At 47.4% G+C, this 18,227-nt stretch carries 15 protein-coding genes; 14 read left to right on the top strand and 1 reads right to left on the bottom strand.

The window, feature by feature from the left end:
- Positions 1-29: 29 nt before the first annotated feature.
- From secA to trpA, 14 genes are all read left to right on the top strand, one after another.
- A complete protein-coding gene (secA, locus tag M3079_RS02095; protein ID WP_249076924.1) occupies positions 30-2,543 on the top strand; it encodes a preprotein translocase subunit SecA in 2,514 nt (837 codons plus the stop codon).
- A 44-nt stretch (positions 2,544-2,587) separates the two neighbouring features.
- Positions 2,588-3,695 (top strand): peptide chain release factor 2 gene (gene prfB, locus M3079_RS02090; RefSeq protein ID WP_249076923.1). Its coding sequence is split into 2 segments (ribosomal slippage): positions 2,588-2,659 and positions 2,661-3,695, totalling 1,107 coding nucleotides; the frame shifts between segments, so codons are not numbered across the junction.
- Between the two features lie 23 nt (positions 3,696-3,718).
- Positions 3,719-5,803, top strand: a complete 2,085-nt coding sequence (locus tag M3079_RS02085) for a DUF5693 family protein (protein ID WP_249076922.1) — start codon at positions 3,719-3,721, stop codon at positions 5,801-5,803.
- A complete protein-coding gene (gene csaB, locus M3079_RS02080) occupies positions 5,796-6,890 on the top strand; it encodes a polysaccharide pyruvyl transferase CsaB (protein ID WP_249076921.1) in 1,095 nt (364 codons plus the stop codon). The genes M3079_RS02085 and csaB overlap by 8 nt, the downstream gene beginning before the upstream one ends.
- Before the next feature lie 14 nt (positions 6,891-6,904).
- A complete protein-coding gene (gene ftsE, locus M3079_RS02075) occupies positions 6,905-7,591 on the top strand; it encodes a cell division ATP-binding protein FtsE (RefSeq protein ID WP_021716342.1) in 687 nt (228 codons plus the stop codon).
- Positions 7,581-8,468, top strand: a complete 888-nt coding sequence (gene ftsX / locus M3079_RS02070) for a permease-like cell division protein FtsX (protein WP_249076920.1) — start codon at positions 7,581-7,583, stop codon at positions 8,466-8,468. The genes ftsE and ftsX overlap by 11 nt, the downstream gene beginning before the upstream one ends.
- 14 nt (positions 8,469-8,482) lie before the next feature.
- Positions 8,483-9,616 (top strand): M23 family metallopeptidase, encoded by a 1,134-nt coding sequence (locus tag M3079_RS02065; protein WP_249076919.1) that lies wholly within the window; start codon positions 8,483-8,485, stop codon positions 9,614-9,616.
- Between the two features lie 24 nt (positions 9,617-9,640).
- Positions 9,641-10,792 (top strand): S41 family peptidase, encoded by a 1,152-nt coding sequence (locus M3079_RS02060; protein WP_249076918.1) that lies wholly within the window; start codon positions 9,641-9,643, stop codon positions 10,790-10,792.
- Positions 10,793-10,813: 21 nt separating this feature from the next.
- Positions 10,814-11,569: a hypothetical protein gene (locus tag M3079_RS02055; protein ID WP_249076917.1), complete on the top strand. Its 756-nt coding sequence runs from the start codon at positions 10,814-10,816 to the stop codon at positions 11,567-11,569.
- A 625-nt stretch (positions 11,570-12,194) separates the two neighbouring features.
- On the top strand, positions 12,195-13,202 hold the full coding sequence (gene trpD / locus M3079_RS02050; RefSeq protein WP_249076915.1) for an anthranilate phosphoribosyltransferase: 1,008 nt from the start codon (positions 12,195-12,197) through the stop codon (positions 13,200-13,202).
- Positions 13,203-13,209: 7 nt separating this feature from the next.
- Entirely contained in the window at positions 13,210-13,989 is a 780-nt protein-coding gene (trpC, locus tag M3079_RS02045) for an indole-3-glycerol phosphate synthase TrpC (RefSeq protein WP_249076913.1), read from the top strand.
- Positions 13,989-14,606, top strand: a complete 618-nt coding sequence (locus tag M3079_RS02040) for a phosphoribosylanthranilate isomerase (RefSeq protein WP_249076911.1) — start codon at positions 13,989-13,991, stop codon at positions 14,604-14,606. The genes trpC and M3079_RS02040 overlap by 1 nt, the downstream gene beginning before the upstream one ends.
- Before the next feature lie 5 nt (positions 14,607-14,611).
- Positions 14,612-15,796, top strand: a complete 1,185-nt coding sequence (trpB, locus tag M3079_RS02035; RefSeq protein ID WP_249077105.1) for a tryptophan synthase subunit beta — start codon at positions 14,612-14,614, stop codon at positions 15,794-15,796.
- Complete coding sequence (gene trpA / locus M3079_RS02030; protein ID WP_249076909.1) at positions 15,789-16,571, top strand: tryptophan synthase subunit alpha; 783 nt, start codon at positions 15,789-15,791, stop codon at positions 16,569-16,571. Before trpB ends, trpA begins: the two co-directional genes overlap by 8 nt.
- 247 nt (positions 16,572-16,818) lie before the next feature.
- Here trpA and M3079_RS02025 read toward each other — a convergent pair whose 3' ends face one another.
- Positions 16,819-18,006 carry a metallophosphoesterase gene (locus M3079_RS02025; protein WP_249076907.1) on the bottom strand — a complete coding sequence of 396 codons (1,188 nt, stop codon included), beginning with the start codon at positions 18,004-18,006 and terminating at the stop codon, positions 16,819-16,821.
- Between the last annotated feature and the right edge of the window lie 221 nt (positions 18,007-18,227).

Below are 18,227 nucleotides of genomic sequence, written 5' to 3'. Positions count from 1 at the left end.
AAAACAGGGAATTTTAAGGAGTGAGTGTGTTGCTCGAAAGCATATTAAAAAAGATTTTCGGTGACCCGAATGCCAAAGAATTAAAAAATATTCAGGTCATTGTCGATAAAATCAATGCACTGGAGCCGGAGATGCAGGCGCTGAGTTCAGCAAATCTTGCTGCTAAAACCGGCGAGTTTAAACTGCGCCTTGCCAAAGGCGAAACGCTTGATGATATCCTGCCGGAAGCGTTTGCCGTTGTGCGCGAAACTTCGCGCCGTATTACCGGCATGCGCCATTTTGATGTACAGCTTATAGGCGGCGTTGTTCTGCACCGCGGCAAAATTGCCGAAATGCGTACAGGCGAAGGCAAAACCCTTGTTGCAACCCTGCCTGCTTATTTGAATGCCCTTACCGGCAAAGGCGTACATGTTGTTACCGTTAACGATTACCTTGCCCGCCGCGACAGCGAGGACATGGGACGCATTTACAGAGCGCTCGGACTTTCCGTAGGCCTTATTGTGCATGATATGGATTACCCCGACCGCAAGGCTGCTTATGCTGCCGATATTACTTACGGCACCAATAACGAATTTGGTTTCGACTATCTGCGCGACAACATGGTAGTTGACGAAAATCAGATGGTTCAGCGCGAACTTAATTTCTGCATTGTCGACGAAGTTGACAGTATTTTAATTGACGAAGCGCGTACACCGCTGATTATTTCCGGCCCGGGCGAAAAATCTACCGATTTGTACCGCGTGCTGGCGCATGTAGTTGCCAACATGAACGAAAACGAGGACTATACGGTAGACGAAAAATTAAAAACCGTTGCGCCTACCGAAACTGGTATTGCCAAGGCAGAAAAAATGCTCGGCATCGCCAACCTTTATGACGCTGAACACGGCGTAGACTTTTCGCACCATTTGATGTGCGCATTAAAGGCCAAGGCCATTATGCACCGCGACAGGGATTACGTTGTAAAAGACGGACAGGTAATTATCGTCGACGAATTTACCGGCCGCTTGATGTTCGGCCGCCGCTTCTCCGAAGGCCTGCATCAGGCTATTGAAGCCAAAGAAGGTGTTAAGGTTGAACGCGAAAGCCAGACTCTGGCAACTATTACCTTCCAGAATTACTTCCGTATGTACAACAAGCTCAGCGGCATGACCGGTACCGCCAAAACGGAAGAACAGGAATTCCAGAAAATTTACGGCTTGGATGTAATTGTTATTCCTACCAACAAACCTATGATCCGTATTGACTATCCGGACGTTATTTATAAAACAAAACGCGCCAAATACAAAGCCGCCGTTGCGGAAATTGAAGAATGCCATAAATCCGGGCGACCGGTACTGGTCGGCACAACTTCTATCGCACAGTCCGAAGAACTTTCCGCAATGCTCAAACGCCGCGGCATAGCGCATAATGTACTTAACGCCAAATACCATGAAAAAGAAGCGGAGATTATCTCCAAAGCAGGCCAGTACGGCGCTGTAACCATTGCCACCAATATGGCAGGCCGCGGTACCGATATTATGCTTGGCGAAGGCGTTCCGGAACTCGGCGGCCTGCACATTATCGGTACGGAACGCCACGAAAGCCGCCGTATTGATAACCAGCTGCGCGGACGCTGCGCCCGTCAGGGTGACCCGGGTTCTTCCAAATTCTTCCTTTCGCTGGAAGATGATTTGATGCGCCTGTTCGGTTCGGACAACATTTCCGGCATTATGGATAAGCTGGGCATGGAAGAGGACGAGCCTATCGAACATAAACTTGTAACCAAGTCCATCGAATCTGCGCAGAAGAAGGTAGAAGCCCGTAACTTTACCATCCGTAAACAGGTTCTGGAATATGATAACGTTATGAACCAGCAGCGTGAAGTTATTTACAGCCAGCGCCGCAAAATTTTGCAGCAGGCCAACCTGCGCGATACCATTATGGAAATGGTGCATAAGGTTGTAGACCGCACTATGGCAATGTATGCTCCGCCGGAAGTATATTCTGAAGACTGGGATTTGCAGGCACTTATTAACTATGCCGAAGAATTCTACGCTCCGCGCGGGCTTTTAACCGTTGAATATCTGCAGAACCTCAGCCGTGAGGAACTGGAAGAATATCTGTACAAAGTTGCCGACGAGCATTACGCAGAACGTGAAGCCGCCATTACGCCGGAACTGATGCGTGAACTGGAAAACCTTGTAATGCTTAAGGTTGTAGACAACCACTGGATGGAACATCTTGATGCCATGGATATGCTGCGTGAAGGCGTTGGCCTGCGTGCATACGGGCAGAAAGACCCGCTGGTTGAATATAAATTTGAAGCCTACGATATGTTCCAGGCTATGATTGACGCTATTCAGGACGACGTTGTACGTTACATTTACCGCGTAAACGTTATTACCCAGCCTAAAGTGGAAGACCGTCTGGAAAATGCTTCTACCAATGCCGGTGACGAAGGCACCAAACAGCCTGTTGTTAAGAAGGAAGAACCGGGCCGCAATGACCCGTGTCCCTGCGGCAGCGGCAAAAAATATAAAAACTGCTGCGGCAAAGATAAATAAAAACAAAATTTAAAATAAATTACCTACGAAGGGATGTGAATTTGGTGCTGATAGAGGAATACAAACCTGAAATATCCGCATTGAAGCAAAAATTAGAGGAAATGAGGGGATCTCTTTGACGTCGCTGCCAAAGAGGACCGCATTGCTGAATTAGAACATAAAATGGGTGCGCCGGATTTCTGGGACAACCCGGATGCCGCGCAGAAAACCGCCCAGGCTGTTACGCAGCTGAAGGAAGAAGTGGGCATTGTACATAACCTTGAACAAAGGCTTGATGACCTTGAGGTTATGGTAGAGCTTGCTTTGGAAGAACCGGAATCCGGCATGGAAGAAGAACTTGAAGCCGGACTGGAAGCTGCAAAAGCAGAAATAGAGCATTTAGAACTGGGAATGCTTTTAAACGGCGAATATGATGCCAACAATGCTATTTTAACCTTGCATGCCGGTGCCGGCGGTACCGAAGCACAGGACTGGACAAGCATGCTTCTGCGCATGTTTACCCGTTATGCCGAGCGCCAGGGCTTTGCCATTGAAATGCTGGACTATCTGCCCGGCGATGAAGCAGGCGTAAAAAGTGCTACACTGCAAATTAACGGCCATAATGCTTACGGCTATCTGCGCAGCGAAAAGGGCGTACACCGCCTTGTGCGCATTTCTCCGTTTGACGCCAACGCACGCCGCCATACTTCTTTTGCGGCTGTTGACGTTATGCCTGAACTTGACGATACCGTCGATATTAAAATCGACCCGTCCGATTTAAAGGTTGATACTTACCGTGCCAGCGGCGCAGGCGGACAGCATGTAAACAAAACAAGTTCCGCCGTGCGTATGACGCATATTCCTACCGGCATAATTGTACAGTGCCAGAACGAACGCTCGCAGATTCAGAACCGTGAACGCTGCATGCAGCTTCTGCGCGCCAAACTGTACGAATATGAACGCGCCAAACAGGAAGCGCTGAAAAATGATATTGCCGGTGATTACCAGGACATTGAATGGGGCAGCCAGATACGCTCGTATGTTTTCCAGCCGTATAAAATGGTTAAAGATCACCGTACAGGTGCCGAAACAGGCAACGTGCAGGCTGTTATGGACGGCGGCCTGGATATGTTTATTGAGGCTTATTTAAGGTCACAGCAAAAGAAAATTTAACTGGCTAATGGGTGGAGATAGCAATGAAAAGCCGTTATAATCCGGTTTTGCTGGCAGTTATTGTTATAGGGCTTGTTTGTGCTTTATGGCTTAATTACAGCAGATATGAAATAGAAGAAAAAAACAATACCGTAGAAATGGCTATGGAATACGAAGGTTTGCAGCAGCTTGCCGGCTGGGAAGGCCTGCCGCTTGATTCCGTATTGAAAGATTTTAAAGATGCCGGTGTTACTTCGCTGATAGTTTTTGACACTACCCTGCAAAAACTTGACAACAAAGGGCTTGTTTATGCCGCTCCTGGGCGTGAGCTTTTGCACGGCGGAACTGCCGGAACGCAGTTTGCGGCTTTGAAGCAGCAGGATATAATTCCCGATGCAGTTTATATTACAGAGGGTAAATCGCCTGTAACTTTTAAAGAAACAGAGAAAGACCTGTATCTGCGCTACGCGCCGGAACGTATTGCCGTTGTAAGTGAATCTCCGCGTATTATCCGTGTTTTGGGTGACCCGCGTATTATTGAAGGTGACAACTATGACACCAAAATGCCGCTGATGCAGGCGCCTCTTGGCCTTTCCACCGAAGAAATGCGCCAGATTGCAGCTGCCGGGTTTAACGTTATCGTCCGCCCGCAAAATTATTTGCCGGTAACGGAACAGCAGATAGACAGCATTTTCAGCCGTATTGATGAATCCGGCGCGAATGTTGTTTCTTATATCGGCTGCGGCAAGGAAGTAGTTGGTTTTCCCGATAAACTCGATTACATGGCCGAAAAATTGTTAAGCCATAACATGGTTTTCGGTATGGTTGAACACTATACCCAGCTCCAGTTTGCGCCCATGGAAGGCCTTATTCCCATGGCTGAAAAAATGGATTACCAGGTAGCGCGTTCTTATATTATCGACAAAGCCGAACAGCGCAAGCTGAAAATGCCCGAGGCTTTGCGCCGCTGGGCACTTACCGATGAAGAACGCAATATCCGCATCAATTATATTAAACCTTTTATGCTGCCGCAGAACGGGCAGGATATTTTAGAGCTTAACCTTGATTATGTTAAAAGCATTGCCGCTGATGTTCAGTCGCGCGGCTTTAAGCTTGGCACCAGCGGTGTGTTTAACGCGGATGCCGATGGCTATCAGGCATATTTCCCCGATAAAATGCTGTTGGTTCTGCCTGCACTTGCCGTTGTTGCAGCAGGCGTAATGTATCTTGCACTGCTTTTGGGGCTTGGCAGTAAATTGCAGTATATTCTGTTTGCGGTTTTTGGTGCCGCAGCTGCTGCATTGGTTGTAAAAATGTCTTCGCCTTTGCCGAGACAGCTTCTGGCATTTGTTTCTGCCTGCGTATTCCCGGTACTTTCAATGATTGTAGTTGTGGAATGGTGGGAGAGCGTAAAAGTACGCTGCAAATGCATGGTGCAGTTTTTAATGCGCACTACCGTACAGCTTGGCGCGGCAGTTGCCATGTCCTTGTGCGGTGCGGCAATGATTTCCGCACTTTTGGGCGATATCCGTTTCTTTTTGGAAATTGACATTTACCGCGGCGTAAAATTAACGTTTATTATGCCGGTATTATTAATGCTGTTATGGTATGTCAAACGGTTTAATATTTTCGGCGGCAAAACTGGCGGCGGCCTTATTGCCGATATCCGCTATCTTTTATCGACCCATATTAAACTTGAACATTTATTTATTCTGGGTGTTCTGGCTTTTGTAGCTTATATTTTTGTAGGCCGCAGCGGCCATACTTCCGGTGTGCCGGTTTGGGGCATTGAGCTTAAAATGCGTGCCCTGCTGGAACAGCTGATGTATGCACGCCCGCGTACCAAAGAATTTATGATTGGGCATCCTGCATTTTTTGTAGCGGCTTACGCGGCTTATTACAAAGCTCCGCGCCTGTGGCAGATGATACTTGTGGCAGGAGCGGTTATCGGGCAGGGCAGCCTTGTGCAGACCTTTGCACATATGCGCACGCCGGTTATCATGAGCTATATCCGTGCGCTGGACGGCTACTGGCTTGGCGCCGTAATAGGCATAGCAGCAGTAGTTGTGCTTAATTTGTTAATGCCTTATTTGCAGAAGTGGCAAAGGAGATATTTGGGTAATGAATAAAATTGTCATTTCCGGATATTACGGATTTGCCAACGCGGGTGATGAAGCCATGCTTACATCTATTGTAAGGGCTTTGCGCGGCGTACAGCCGGAAATTGACCTGACGGTTATTTCCGGTAATCCTGCCGAAACATCTGCCAAACATAAAGTAAAAAGCATTTACCGTTTTAACTTTTTTAAAATATACAGTGCTGTAAAAAATGCCGATATGCTTTTAAGCGGCGGCGGCAGCCTTTTGCAGGATGTAACCAGCCTGCGCAGCCTTTTTTATTATCTGTTCATTATTTTAATGGGCAAAATGGCAGGCAAAAAGGTTATGCTGTATTCGCACGGCATTGGTCCAATCCGCAATACGCTGGCAAGAAAGCTGACAAGAATTGTCTGCAGCAAGGCAGATTTAATTACTGTAAGAGATGCAGATTCGCAGACTGAACTCTTAAAAATGGGCCTCAGCGGCAGAAATATTATTGTAACTGCCGATTCTGTGCTGGCTTTGCCCGTTGCAGATAAAACTATAGGGCAAAAAATACTGCAAAATGCCGGTATTGACATTAACAGGCCGGTGCTTGGTATTTCCGTACGCCCGTGGGCAAATGATATAAATTGCTTTAAGGTAATTGCAGCTGCCTTAAAACAGTTTAAATCGGAGCATGACGCGCAGATAGTGCTTTTGCCATTGCAGTATCCGGCAGATTTAAAAAGCTGTGCTGCCGTTAACAGCTTTTTAAAAGACGAAAAAGACATTTATTTTTTGGATTCCGCATATAACACGGAAGAATTTTTATCGCTGATAGGCAATTTTAAGCTGCTTTTGGGCATGCGCCTGCACGCACTGGTTTTTGCGGCAGTTATGAAGGTGCCGCTTTTGGCAATTTCGTACGACCCCAAGGTTGACGCATTTGTAAATACCGCCGGTGGGGTGCTTGCCGGAAGTGTGGATGATATAAAGAAAGAGCAGCTTGTAAACGTACTTAAAGCCGCGTGGTGCAAGCCGCCGGTTGTACAGAATGAACGGATGGAGCAGCTGCGCAGTAAGGCACAGCTTAATTTGGAAAGAACTTTTGCGCTGCTGCGCGGTGAAGAATGAAAGGAGCAGGCCGTATGCTGGAAATGATAGACGTAAGCAAAATTTATCCAGGCGGTTCAGTCGCTTTGCAGGATATTAACGTCCGTATTGAGCAGGGCGAATTTGTTTTTATTGTAGGCCCGAGCGGCGCAGGAAAGTCTACTTTCTTTAAAATGCTGTTCCGTGAGGTTCTGCCTTCCAGCGGTAAAGTTATCGTAAACGGGCATGACCTTGTAAAAATGACAGATAAGGAAATTCCGTATTTCAGAAGGCAGCTGGGCATAGTTTTTCAGGATTACCGCCTGCTGCCTGACCGTACCGTATATGACAATGTTGCGTTTGCAATGCAGGTTATCGAAACTCCGTACCGCAAAATCAAACGCCGCGTTAACGATGTGCTTGACCTTGTAGGGCTGCGCAAGCGTGCGCATGCTTATCCTACCGAGCTCAGCGGCGGCGAACAGCAGCGCATTGCCATTGCACGCGCCATTGTTAACGACCCTATCCTTTTAATAGCCGATGAACCTACCGGCAACCTCGACCCGGAAACCAGCTGGGAAATTATGGATATTTTCCGCGAGGTAAACAAAAGCGGAACCACTATTGTAATGGCTACGCACGACAGGGAAATAGTTGATGAAATGGAAAAAAGGGTTATAGCCATTGAGCACGGACATATTGTGCGCGATGATGCAAAAGGAGTATACGGCTATGAGTCTTAGTACGAAAGAATATTTTGTAAGAGAAACATATAAATCCATACGGCGCAACGGCCTGATGAGCGTAGCCTCTGTATCGACCGTTGCTTTGTCGCTGTTGGTTTTGGGTATGTTTCTTTTATTATTTTTAAATACCAATAACCTTGCCCAATATCTGGAAAGCCAGGTACAGATAACCGTTTATATGCAGGATGAAGTAGACGGCGATGTGCTGGAAGCAACGCGTACCAAACTGGAAGGGCTTCCAGGTGTCGAAAAAGTTACTCCGGTAACCAAAGAAGAAGCGCTGGAACGTTTTAAAGAACGCCTTGGCGAACAGCAGAACCTGCTTAACTCGCTTGGCACGGATAATCCATTCCCGTATTATTTTGAAGTGGAAGTGGACGCTCCTGAACGCATAGCCGAGCTTACTCCGCAGATAGGCGAGATGGAAGGCGTGGAAACCGCAAAATTCGGGCAGGAAGTTGTTGAGCAGCTGTTTCAGATTACCAAAATACTGCGTATTGGCGGTATTCTGCTGGTAGTGCTGCTTGCTTTTGCAACGCTGTTTATTATTGCAAATACCATCCGCCTGACGGTTTTTGCCCGCAGGCGCGAAGTTAACATAATGAAATACGTAGGCGCAACCGACTGGTTTATCCGCTGGCCGTTCATGTTGGAAGGCATGACGCTGGGCTTTTTCGGTTCGCTTATTTCCATTACCATAATAGATATTTCTTATTCGGCACTGCTGTCGCGTATTTATTCCACGCTGGCGTTTTTGCCGATGCTGCCTCCTTACCCGATGCTGATTTATGTTGATTTGTTTATTATCATCAGCGGTACAGCTATTGGTGCGGCCGGCAGTTACGTATCTTTGCGCAAGTTCCTGCGCGTTTGACGGGAGGGCTGCGCATGTTGAAAAGTAAAGTTCTGGCGGCAGTTCTGGCGGCATGTGTTGCAGGCCTGCCGGTGCTGCATGGTTACGCCGACGAACTTTCTGAAAAACAAGCTGAATATGACAGGGTGCAGCAGCAGATGCGCGATATGGAAACGCAGCGCGAAGAAGCAAGGCGTGCTGCCGATGCGGCCAGCAGCCGTATGGAAGAAGTAGTAAGTGAACTGCGCCAGCTGCAGATACGCCTTGACGAGATTAATGCCCGCCAGGCGGAACTTGATGCTGCCATTGCCGATAATCAGGCTAAACTGGCAGAAGAAAAAGCCAACCTTGAACGCAGGATGAACATTTTTAAAAAGCGCCTGCGCGATATTTATATCAACGGACAGATTAACTATCTGGACGTACTTTTGGGTGCGAAAGATTTTTCCGATTTTTCGTCCCGTATGTTCCTGCTGCAAAAAATAATCAGCCGCGATATTGCAATGCTTGATGCCATTAACAAATCAATGGCTGAAATTGAAAAGCGGCAGGAAGAACTTGATGCCCAGACAAAGGAGCTTGATGCTTTGAGGGCAGAACTTGAAGTAAAACGCCAGGAAGCAGAAGCACGGCGTGAAGAAAGAGCGCAGCTTTTATATGCTGCCGAAGAAGAACGCAGCCAGGTTGAAGGCGAGTACGACCGCCTTGCCGCTATCAGCGAAAACATTGCCAGCATGCTGCGCAGCCTGCAAAATGCGGGCGGTATGCCGGGCGGCGGAGGCACGGGCAAATTTATCTGGCCGGTGCAGGGCGAAATTACTTCCTACTATGGCTGGCGTACACATCCTATTTTCGGCACTACCCGTTACCATTCCGGTTATGATATTGCCTGTGACACCGGTACGCCTATTGCTGCGGCGGACAGCGGCACGGTTGTATATTCCGGCTGGCTGGGCGGTTATGGCTACTGCGTAATGATTGACCATGGCGGCGGGCTTGTAAGTTTGTATGGGCATAACAGTGAACTGTGGGTATCTGAAGGCCAGTATGTGCAGCAGGGCCAGACGATAGCTCTTGCAGGCAGCACCGGCTGGTCTACCGGCCCGCACTGCCATTTTGAAGCACGCCTGAACGGTGAACTTACCGACCCGATGAACTATCTGCCGTAATGGGCTGCAATTGGAGGGGCATAAATGCTGAAAAAAAGGTTTAACTTTTTAACTTTGCTGCTGGCATGTGCCTGTACAGCAGTAATTACCTTGGCCGTTATCATGGCTTTGGTGCAGAAAGCGGCCGGCAGTTCTGCCGGAGGCATGGTATTTTTAAAAACACTTGTTACCGTGCGCGATAACTATGTGGAGCCGGTTGACAGCGAAAAACTGTTTGACGGTGCTACTTCCGGCATGGTTAAGGCTTTGGGCGACCCGTATTCCGCTTACCTTGACAAGAAAAGCTTCAGCGAAATTACTGATTTGACGGACGGTGTTTTTGGCGGTATTGGCGTGGTTCTTGGCAAAAAGGACGATGATTTTGTTGTAGTTGCGCCAATGAAAGGAACACCGGGCGATGAAGCCGGAATAAAAGCTGGAGATAAAATTCTTGCCGTTGACGGCACGAATGTTGACGGTATGCAGCTGGAGGATGTTGTTGCCAAAATACGCGGCAAACAGGGCACGGAAGTGGAGCTGCTTCTTGAAAGCGCAGACGGCGCAGAGCGCACCGTGCGCGTTATCCGCGGCGATATTAAGGTAGAATCGGTAGGTGGGCAGATGCTGCCCGGTACAAAAATCGGTTATATACGCATTTCGGTATTTAACGAACAGACCGGCGCCGATTTTGCCAAAAAGTATATAGAGCTTGAAAAAGAAGGCATGCAGGCCTTGCTGCTTGATTTGCGCCATAACCCCGGCGGCATTTTGGGCGAATGCGTAAAAGTTGCGCAGTACATTGTTCCCAAAGGCACGGTGGTATCTATTAAGGACCGCAGCGGCAATACCTTTGTTGAAGAATCAAACCTTGAAAAAGTCAAATATCCGCTGGCTGTGCTTGTTGACCACGGCAGCGCCAGTGCGGCTGAAATTGTTGCCGGTGCCGTGCAGGATACGGGTGCGGGCAAGCTTTTCGGCGTGCAGACTTTTGGCAAGGGGTCGGTTCAATCCGTTTATAAATTAAGTGAAAATACAGGGCTGAAACTTACAACAGCCAAATATTATACGCCGAGCGGGCGTTCCATTCACGGCACCGGCATTAAGCCGGATGTTGAGGTTGAGCTTGACCTGCAAAGCATGAAAGACACTCAGCTGGAAGCAGCAGAAAACTATTTAAAAGAACAGCTTGCAAAATAAGAAAGGAGCAGCAAAGCAGTAATGTTTAAGGGAGTTTTGGCTTTGACGGCTACGGCGGCAATCAGCCTTGCCGTATTTGCAAATTCTGCATCGGCAGAAGATTTGACAAAATTTTATTCAACCGAACGCGTAAGCGGCTACAAAAGCGGCGAATTTATGATTTTGGCAGAAGATGACGTTAATTTCCGTGCCAATCCTGCCGTAAGCAATAACATAATCAGCTGCCTGCCGCGCCATTCGCTGCTGCGCATTACAAAAGACGAGCAGCCCTGGGCTGAAGCCGTATGGAACGGGCATAAGGGTTACATTGCAACCGAATATTTAACGCCTGCGGAAGCTGAACCCTTGCTTAATGACGAGGATATTAATTTTGGCGAATGGAAACTTGACGATGTTTTTGTGCCGGAAAACGCGGCTCTCGGCAAACTGCTTAAAGAAGGCAAAGAACACGGTGATTATGTTTATGAGTATGCAGATGTAAAAATCAGCGTTAACCGTAAAAAACATATTATTACGGCTATGGAAGGCAAATCGTCCTTGTTTGCAACCATGCGCGGCGTAAGCAACGGCGATGAAGCCGCACGTGTTGTAGGACAGTACGGCATGCCTAACAGAGTGGTTTATTTTACGCCTGATAAAAATGACGAAAGTTTAAAGCAAACCATGATGCTTGGATATGATTTTCCGAATGACGGTGATTATGAAGATGCCGGGCTTGATTTTTATATTGATGCCAATGACCGTGTAAGTAAAATAGTTTTGCGCAAAGACGATTAACGTTTATGTGCATAAATTTGTAAACTGCTTTACACATTTACAGCAAAATTAAAAATTTTAAGGCTTTTGATAAAAATTTGTTGACTAATTACAGTATTGTGCGTAAACTATACACAAGTTAATAATTACCACTAAACCTACGAGACGGAGATCAAGTCAGAAAATGCGCTCACAGAGAGTCCGGTTGCTGGGAACGGATAGAAATGCAGTCTGATAAATGGACCGTTGAGGGTGCAGTCAAAGCAGGTTTTTCTGTGAGTATTCTGCAACGCAGCGCCAGCGTTACGGGCGAGGGGTGTGTTGGCACTCTGCTAAAGTGCGCGGAATCTTCCGCGAATCAAGGTGGTACCGCAGGTTTATAGCATTATTGCCTGTCCTTGTATATTTACAGGGACAGGCTTTTTTATTTAGCGCGGCAGCCATTTCCAACAAAAAACTTTCAGGGGGGACAAAATGTTGAATTTAAGTTTGGATGAAGTAAAAGCCTATGCCGCTGATTATATGGTTGTACCGGTTGCAAAGGAATGTTTTGCCGATATGGTAACGCGGAATCGGTAATGACGCCGGACGGCATGAAAATACTTGCAAATTTTTTGAGTGACTGATATTTAAGGTGGATTAAAAAATGATTAACACAGCAATTGCCAAACTTGCAGCAGGGCAGAACCTTGCAGGAACAGAAACACGCGAAGCCTTTGACCAGATTATGAGCGGCGGCGCAACCAATGCCCAGATTGCGGCTTTTATTACCGCCATGCGCATGAAAGGTGAAACAATAGACGAAATTACCGCCTGTGCGCAGGTGCTGCGCGAAAAATGCAGCCGCATCCATACTCAGGGTGACGTTCTTGATATAGTAGGCACAGGCGGCGATTGCGCGAATACTTTTAATATATCCACAACCAGTGCCTTTGTAATAAGTGCGGCCGGGCAGCCGGTGGCAAAGCACGGCAACCGCAGCGTATCAAGCAAAAGTGGCGCCGCCGATGTACTTGAAGCTTTGGGTGTAAAAATAGATTTGCCGGCAGAGAAAAACGAAGAACTGCTGCAAAAAATTAACCTTTGCTTTTTGTTCGCGCAGTCCTGCCACGCTTCAATGCGTTATGCAGGCCCGGTGCGCAAGGAAATCGGCATCAGAACCATTTTTAATATCATAGGGCCTTTGGCAAACCCGGCCTTTGCAAGTTTGCAGCTTTTGGGCGTTTACCAGAAGGAACTGGTGCTGCCGCTGGCGCGCGTGCTTTCAAACCTCGGCGTTAAACGCGGCATAGTGGTTTACGGCAACGACGGGCTTGACGAAGTAACGGTTTCTTCAACCAACACAATGGCCGAAATTATTAACGGCAAAGTTACGGAATATATTTTCGACCCTGCTGATTTGGGCTTTAAACGCTGCTCCAAAGCCGACCTTGTAGGCGGAGATGCACAGGAAAACGCGCAGATAACCACGAATATTTTAAACGGCACGGAACGCGGCAGCAAACGCGATGCAGTTGTTTTAAACAGTGCCGTAAGTTTATATCTCGGCGGCAAAGGCAGCATTAAGGAATGTGCAGCTCTGGCAGAAGAAACCATTGACAGCGGCAGGGCTTACAAAAAATTGCAGCAGCTTGTAAAATTAAGCAATATGTGAGGCTTTTATGATACTTGATACTTTAGCGGCGGCATCTAAAGAACGTGCCGGTGAACTGATAAAAAAATATGGTTTAAATGCTTTGCGCCGTGAGGCGGAAGCGCTGCCGCAGGTAAACCGCGGGTTTGGGCAGGCGTTAAAAAAGGAGGGGCTTTCTTTTATCTGCGAAGTAAAAAAAGCCTCGCCTTTCAAAGGGCTTATCGCAAAGGATTTTAACCCGGTTTTGCAGGCCGGGGCTTACGAAAAAGCTGGTGCGGCAGCCGTGTCGTGCCTTACGGAACCGCAGTATTTTTTAGGCAGCAACGAATATTTAAAGGCAATCAGCCAAAGCATTTCGCTTCCTGTTCTGCGTAAGGATTTTACCGTACACGAAGCGCAGATTTACGAAGCAAAACTTATCGGCGCTGACGCCATACTTTTAATAACGGCACTTTTGGAAGAAAGCGTTTTGCGCGAATATCTTGCCGCGGCAAAAAGTATTGGGCTTGATGTTTTAACGGAAGTGCATGATGAAGCGGAGCTGGAAACGGCGCTGAAAGCCGGTGCGGAAATTATAGGCGTTAATAACCGCAACTTAAAGGATTTTACGGTTGATTTTAACAACAGCCTGCGTTTAAAAAAGCTGGTGCCGCCGGGCATAACTTTTGTGGCGGAAAGCGGCATAAAAACGCGCAATGATATTATAAAACTGCAAAACGCCGGTGCAGACGCTGTATTAATAGGTGAAACGCTGATGCGCAGCGGTGATGCAGCAGGTGCGCTGAAACAACTGGCAGGTGTTGAGTGATGGTAAAGGTAAAAATTTGCGGCATAAAAACTTTGCAGGACGTGGAATTGGTAAACAGGCAAAAGCCTGATTTTACCGGCTTTGTGTTTTATCCGTTAAGCAAACGGTATGTAAGTTTAATAACGGCACGCATCCTGAAAGCAAAACTGAATAAAAAAATAAAGAGCATTGGGGTTTTTGTAAATGCCCCGCCGGAGGAAATTGCCGCGGCTGCCGAACTTGGCATAATAAACATGGTGCAGCTGCACGGAGATGAAACCAACGCCTATATTGCGGAACTGCGCAAAATATGCACGCTGCCAATTATTAAAGCCGTGCGCGTAAGGGAAGAAGCAGACATAAAAAAAGCCGCGTTTTACAACTGCGAGTATTTTTTGTTCGATACTTACAGCACAGCCTCATACGGCGGAACGGGCAGGCAGTTTGACACGCAGCTTTTAAAGGGCGTTAAAATAAATAAACCTTACTTTTTAGCCGGCGGGCTGAATGCCGGAAATGTGCGCAGTGCATTAAAAGGCTTAAAGCCTTACGCCGTTGACGTAAGCGGCGGAGTGGAAAGCGGCGGCAGTAAGGATGAAGTTAAAATTAAAAATTTTATAAAACAGGTGAAAGGATGAATATGATGACTAAAGGAAGATACGGAATACACGGCGGGCAGTATATACCGGAAACATTGATGCACGCGGTTATAGAGCTTGAAAAGGCTTATGAATATTATAAAAACGACCCGCAGTTTAACAAAGAATTGCAGGAACTTTTTCATGAATATGCCAACCGCCCTTCACTTTTGTATTATGCCGAAAAGATGACCAAAGACCTTGGCGGCGCTAAAATTTATTTAAAGCGCGAAGACCTGAACCATACCGGCTCGCATAAAATAAACAACGTGCTGGGGCAGGTGCTGCTGGCCAAAAAAATGGGCAAAAAGCGTGTGCTTGCGGAAACAGGCGCAGGCCAGCACGGCGTGGCAACGGCAACGGCGGCTGCGCTGATGGATATGGAATGTACGGTTTATATGGGGCGCGAAGATACCGAACGTCAGGCTCTGAACGTATTCCGCATGGAACTTTTGGGGGCAAAGGTAGTAGCGGTGGAAAGCGGCACCAAAACCCTTAAAGATGCCGTTAACGAAGCGCTGCGCCAGTGGACTGCCAATGTAAACGACACCTATTATGTGCTTGGTTCCGTTATGGGTCCGCACCCGTATCCGGAAATGGTACGCGATTTTCAGAGCGTTATCGGCAAGGAAGTGAAAGCCCAGATTCTTGAAAAAGAAGGCCGCCTGCCGGATATTGTAATGGCCTGCGTGGGCGGCGGCTCTAACGCCATGGGCCTGTTTTATGATTTCATTCCCGACAAGGAAGTACAGCTTATCGGCGTGGAAGCAGCAGGGCGCGGCGTTAATACGGCGCAGACGGCGGCAACCATTGCCCGCGGCAGCCTCGGCATTTTCCACGGCATGAAATCTTACTTTTTGCAGGATGAATACGGCCAGATTGCACCGGTATACAGCATTTCGGCAGGGCTTGATTACCCCGGCATAGGGCCTGAACACGCGGCTCTTTATGATAGCGGGCGTGCACAGTATGTATCGGCAACTGACGACGAAGCGGTAGCGGCGTTCAGCTATCTTTCCAGAACAGAAGGCATTATTCCGGCTATCGAAAGCGCACACGCTATTGCCTATGCACAAAAGCTGGCGCCTACTTTGCCGAAAGATAAAATTATCGTAGTAAATGTTTCCGGCCGCGGCGATAAAGACGTAGCAGCCATTGCAAGATACATGGGGGTGGATTTGCATGAGTAAAATAGCAGCAGCTTTCAAAAAACAGCGTAAATGTTTCATACCTTTTATAACGGCAGGCGACCCGAACCTTGATGTTACCGAGCAGCTTATTGTTGCCATGGCAAACGCCGGTGCGGATATTGTTGAACTGGGCATACCTTTTTCCGACCCGGTGGCGGAGGGCGAAGTAATTCAGGCAGCCAACATCCGTGCTTTAAGCGCAGGTACCACAACCGATAAAATTTTTGCCATGTTAAAAAACGTACGCACAAAAACGGATGTGCCGCTGGTGTTTTTAACTTATATCAACCCCATTTTTACCTATGGCACGGAAAAATTTCTGGCAAACTGCCAAAGCGTTGGGCTGGACGGAATTATTGTACCGGACGTGCCTTACGAAGAAAAAGCGCCGCTGTCAGAGCTTTGCCGTAAGTACGGCGTGGATTTAATTCCGCTGGTAGCGCCGACCTCTGACGAGCGCATTAAAATGATTGCCAAAGATGCGGAAGGGTATGTGTATATTGTTTCTTCACTTGGTGTTACAGGCGTGCGCAGCGACATTACCACCGACATTGCCGCTATGACGGAAAAAATACGCCAGGCAACGAATGTGCCGGCGGCAGTTGGTTTTGGCATAGCAACGCCTAAGCAGGCCGAAGAAATGGCGGCAGTAAGTGATGGCGCCATTGTTGGCAGCGCAGTTGTAAAAATAGTTGGCAAATACGGTACGGACTGCGTACAGCCCGTTAGCGATTACGTAAAAGAAATGGCGGAAGCAGTACATAAAGTTCAATAAATAAATTCACAAAGGTTCCGTGGTTTGCGGAGCCTTATTTTTTATATAAAAAAGCGCCTGTATCAGATGTTGCTCTGAATACAAGCACTTTTTGCATTAAAATTTATAAGATTGTATCTTATCTGCTTATGGTTAAACTGTCGTACAGATAGGGAGGAGTTGCCATTTTATCGGATAATCCGTCGTAACGGAACATATAGGTGGAAATAGTCATGGTATCACCGTCAACATTAATTAAAATATATGATTATTCATGTGTTTTGCTGGTATCTGTGCCCCAAGGATTTTGGGCAGGCGCTGCGGAATTTACATCCAGAAAGCTGTAATTGGGTGTCAGTGGGTCACCGGCAGAAATCTGGTAATTGCGTGCCGCATACCATTTAACCGCGCCGGAATGCCCGCCGGTAATGTAGAGAGGAATACCGGAAACACTGCGATAGGTATTATTTTCCGCACTTAGGTTTGCATTGCTGCCAGTGCCGGTTACAAAGCCTCTGGCATATACATGGTCATGCCCCTGCAAAACCAAATCTACGCCAAGTTCTGCCAGCAGGGGTGACCAGAATTTACGTGCGGATATAATGCCGGAATCCACGATATGTGCGGCGCCGGAATAGAGCGATTGGTGAAAACAGGCAACAAGCCACTTGCCGTTATTTTTGGCATCGGCTGCCTGCTGGCGCAGAAAATCTGCCTGTGCTGCCCAGGTGTCCGGGTTGTTCATGTTAAGAACTACAAATTTTACGTTGCTGTAATCAAAAGCATAAACAACAGGGCCTACGCCGCTGTTGGCGCAGGGAGCAGTAATGTGGCCGCTGAAACTGCTGTTGTCGTGGTTGCCCTGTGCGGCAGCAATAAGGTGGCTGCCGAAAAAGGTTTGCCCGGCATTGGCATTTATACCGCCGTTTTCAAAAAGCATTTCCCATTGCCGTTCATTACGGGAGGAGTCTGTTATATCACCGGCAATATAGGCAAAAGCCAAATCATCACGGCTGTTCAGCAGAGAGAACATGGCTCCAGTTGCTTTGGCGTCAGCTTCAAAACCAATCTGTGTGTCGGTTAAAAAGGCGAAGGTAAAAGCACCTGTTTCTGCCGGTGTTTTAAACGTGCCGGAATAAGAGCCTGCAATGTTATAGGTATAGTTACTATCAGGTGCAAGCCCATCTACTTTGGCAGAATAAAGGTATTTGCCTGCTGAATCCGACCAGACAGGATTGGCGGCATAATCAACAGTTCCCTTTGGCCCTGTTACGGAAAACGCTCCCTGTGCTGCGTCCGGCGCGGAATAGGTGAGGTAAACAGCATCCGGCGTTTGCCCGATATGCAAGTTAACTTGGCTGACGGTGCCTGCCGCAAAGCATTGCAATATACTTAGCAGGCTTAAAAACATTCCCAGCAGCAGGGCGGCGCTCCATCTTTTGAGGCGGTAAATCATCTTAAATCACACTCCTTGTCAGATGTGTTTATAGTAACGTTAAAAGGTGAAATATAAATTAAAACTCATTTTACTATGATGTGTCCGCATTTTTATTTGTTATGATTAAAAAGTTTGAAATAATGTACGGAAAACGGAGTGAAAAATCAGTTTTGGCATAGTGATTTGATATTAAAAAAATACCCGTTGCTGAAATATTAAGTAAACAGGCAGAACAAAAG

It is taken from the genome of Phascolarctobacterium sp. ET69 (assembly GCF_023336935.1).
Lineage (GTDB): Bacteria > Bacillota > Negativicutes > Acidaminococcales > Acidaminococcaceae > Fusicatenibacter_A > Fusicatenibacter_A intestinipullorum.
Note: the sequence above shows the minus strand (reverse complement) of the source record. Positions and strands in the feature narration are given on the sequence as shown.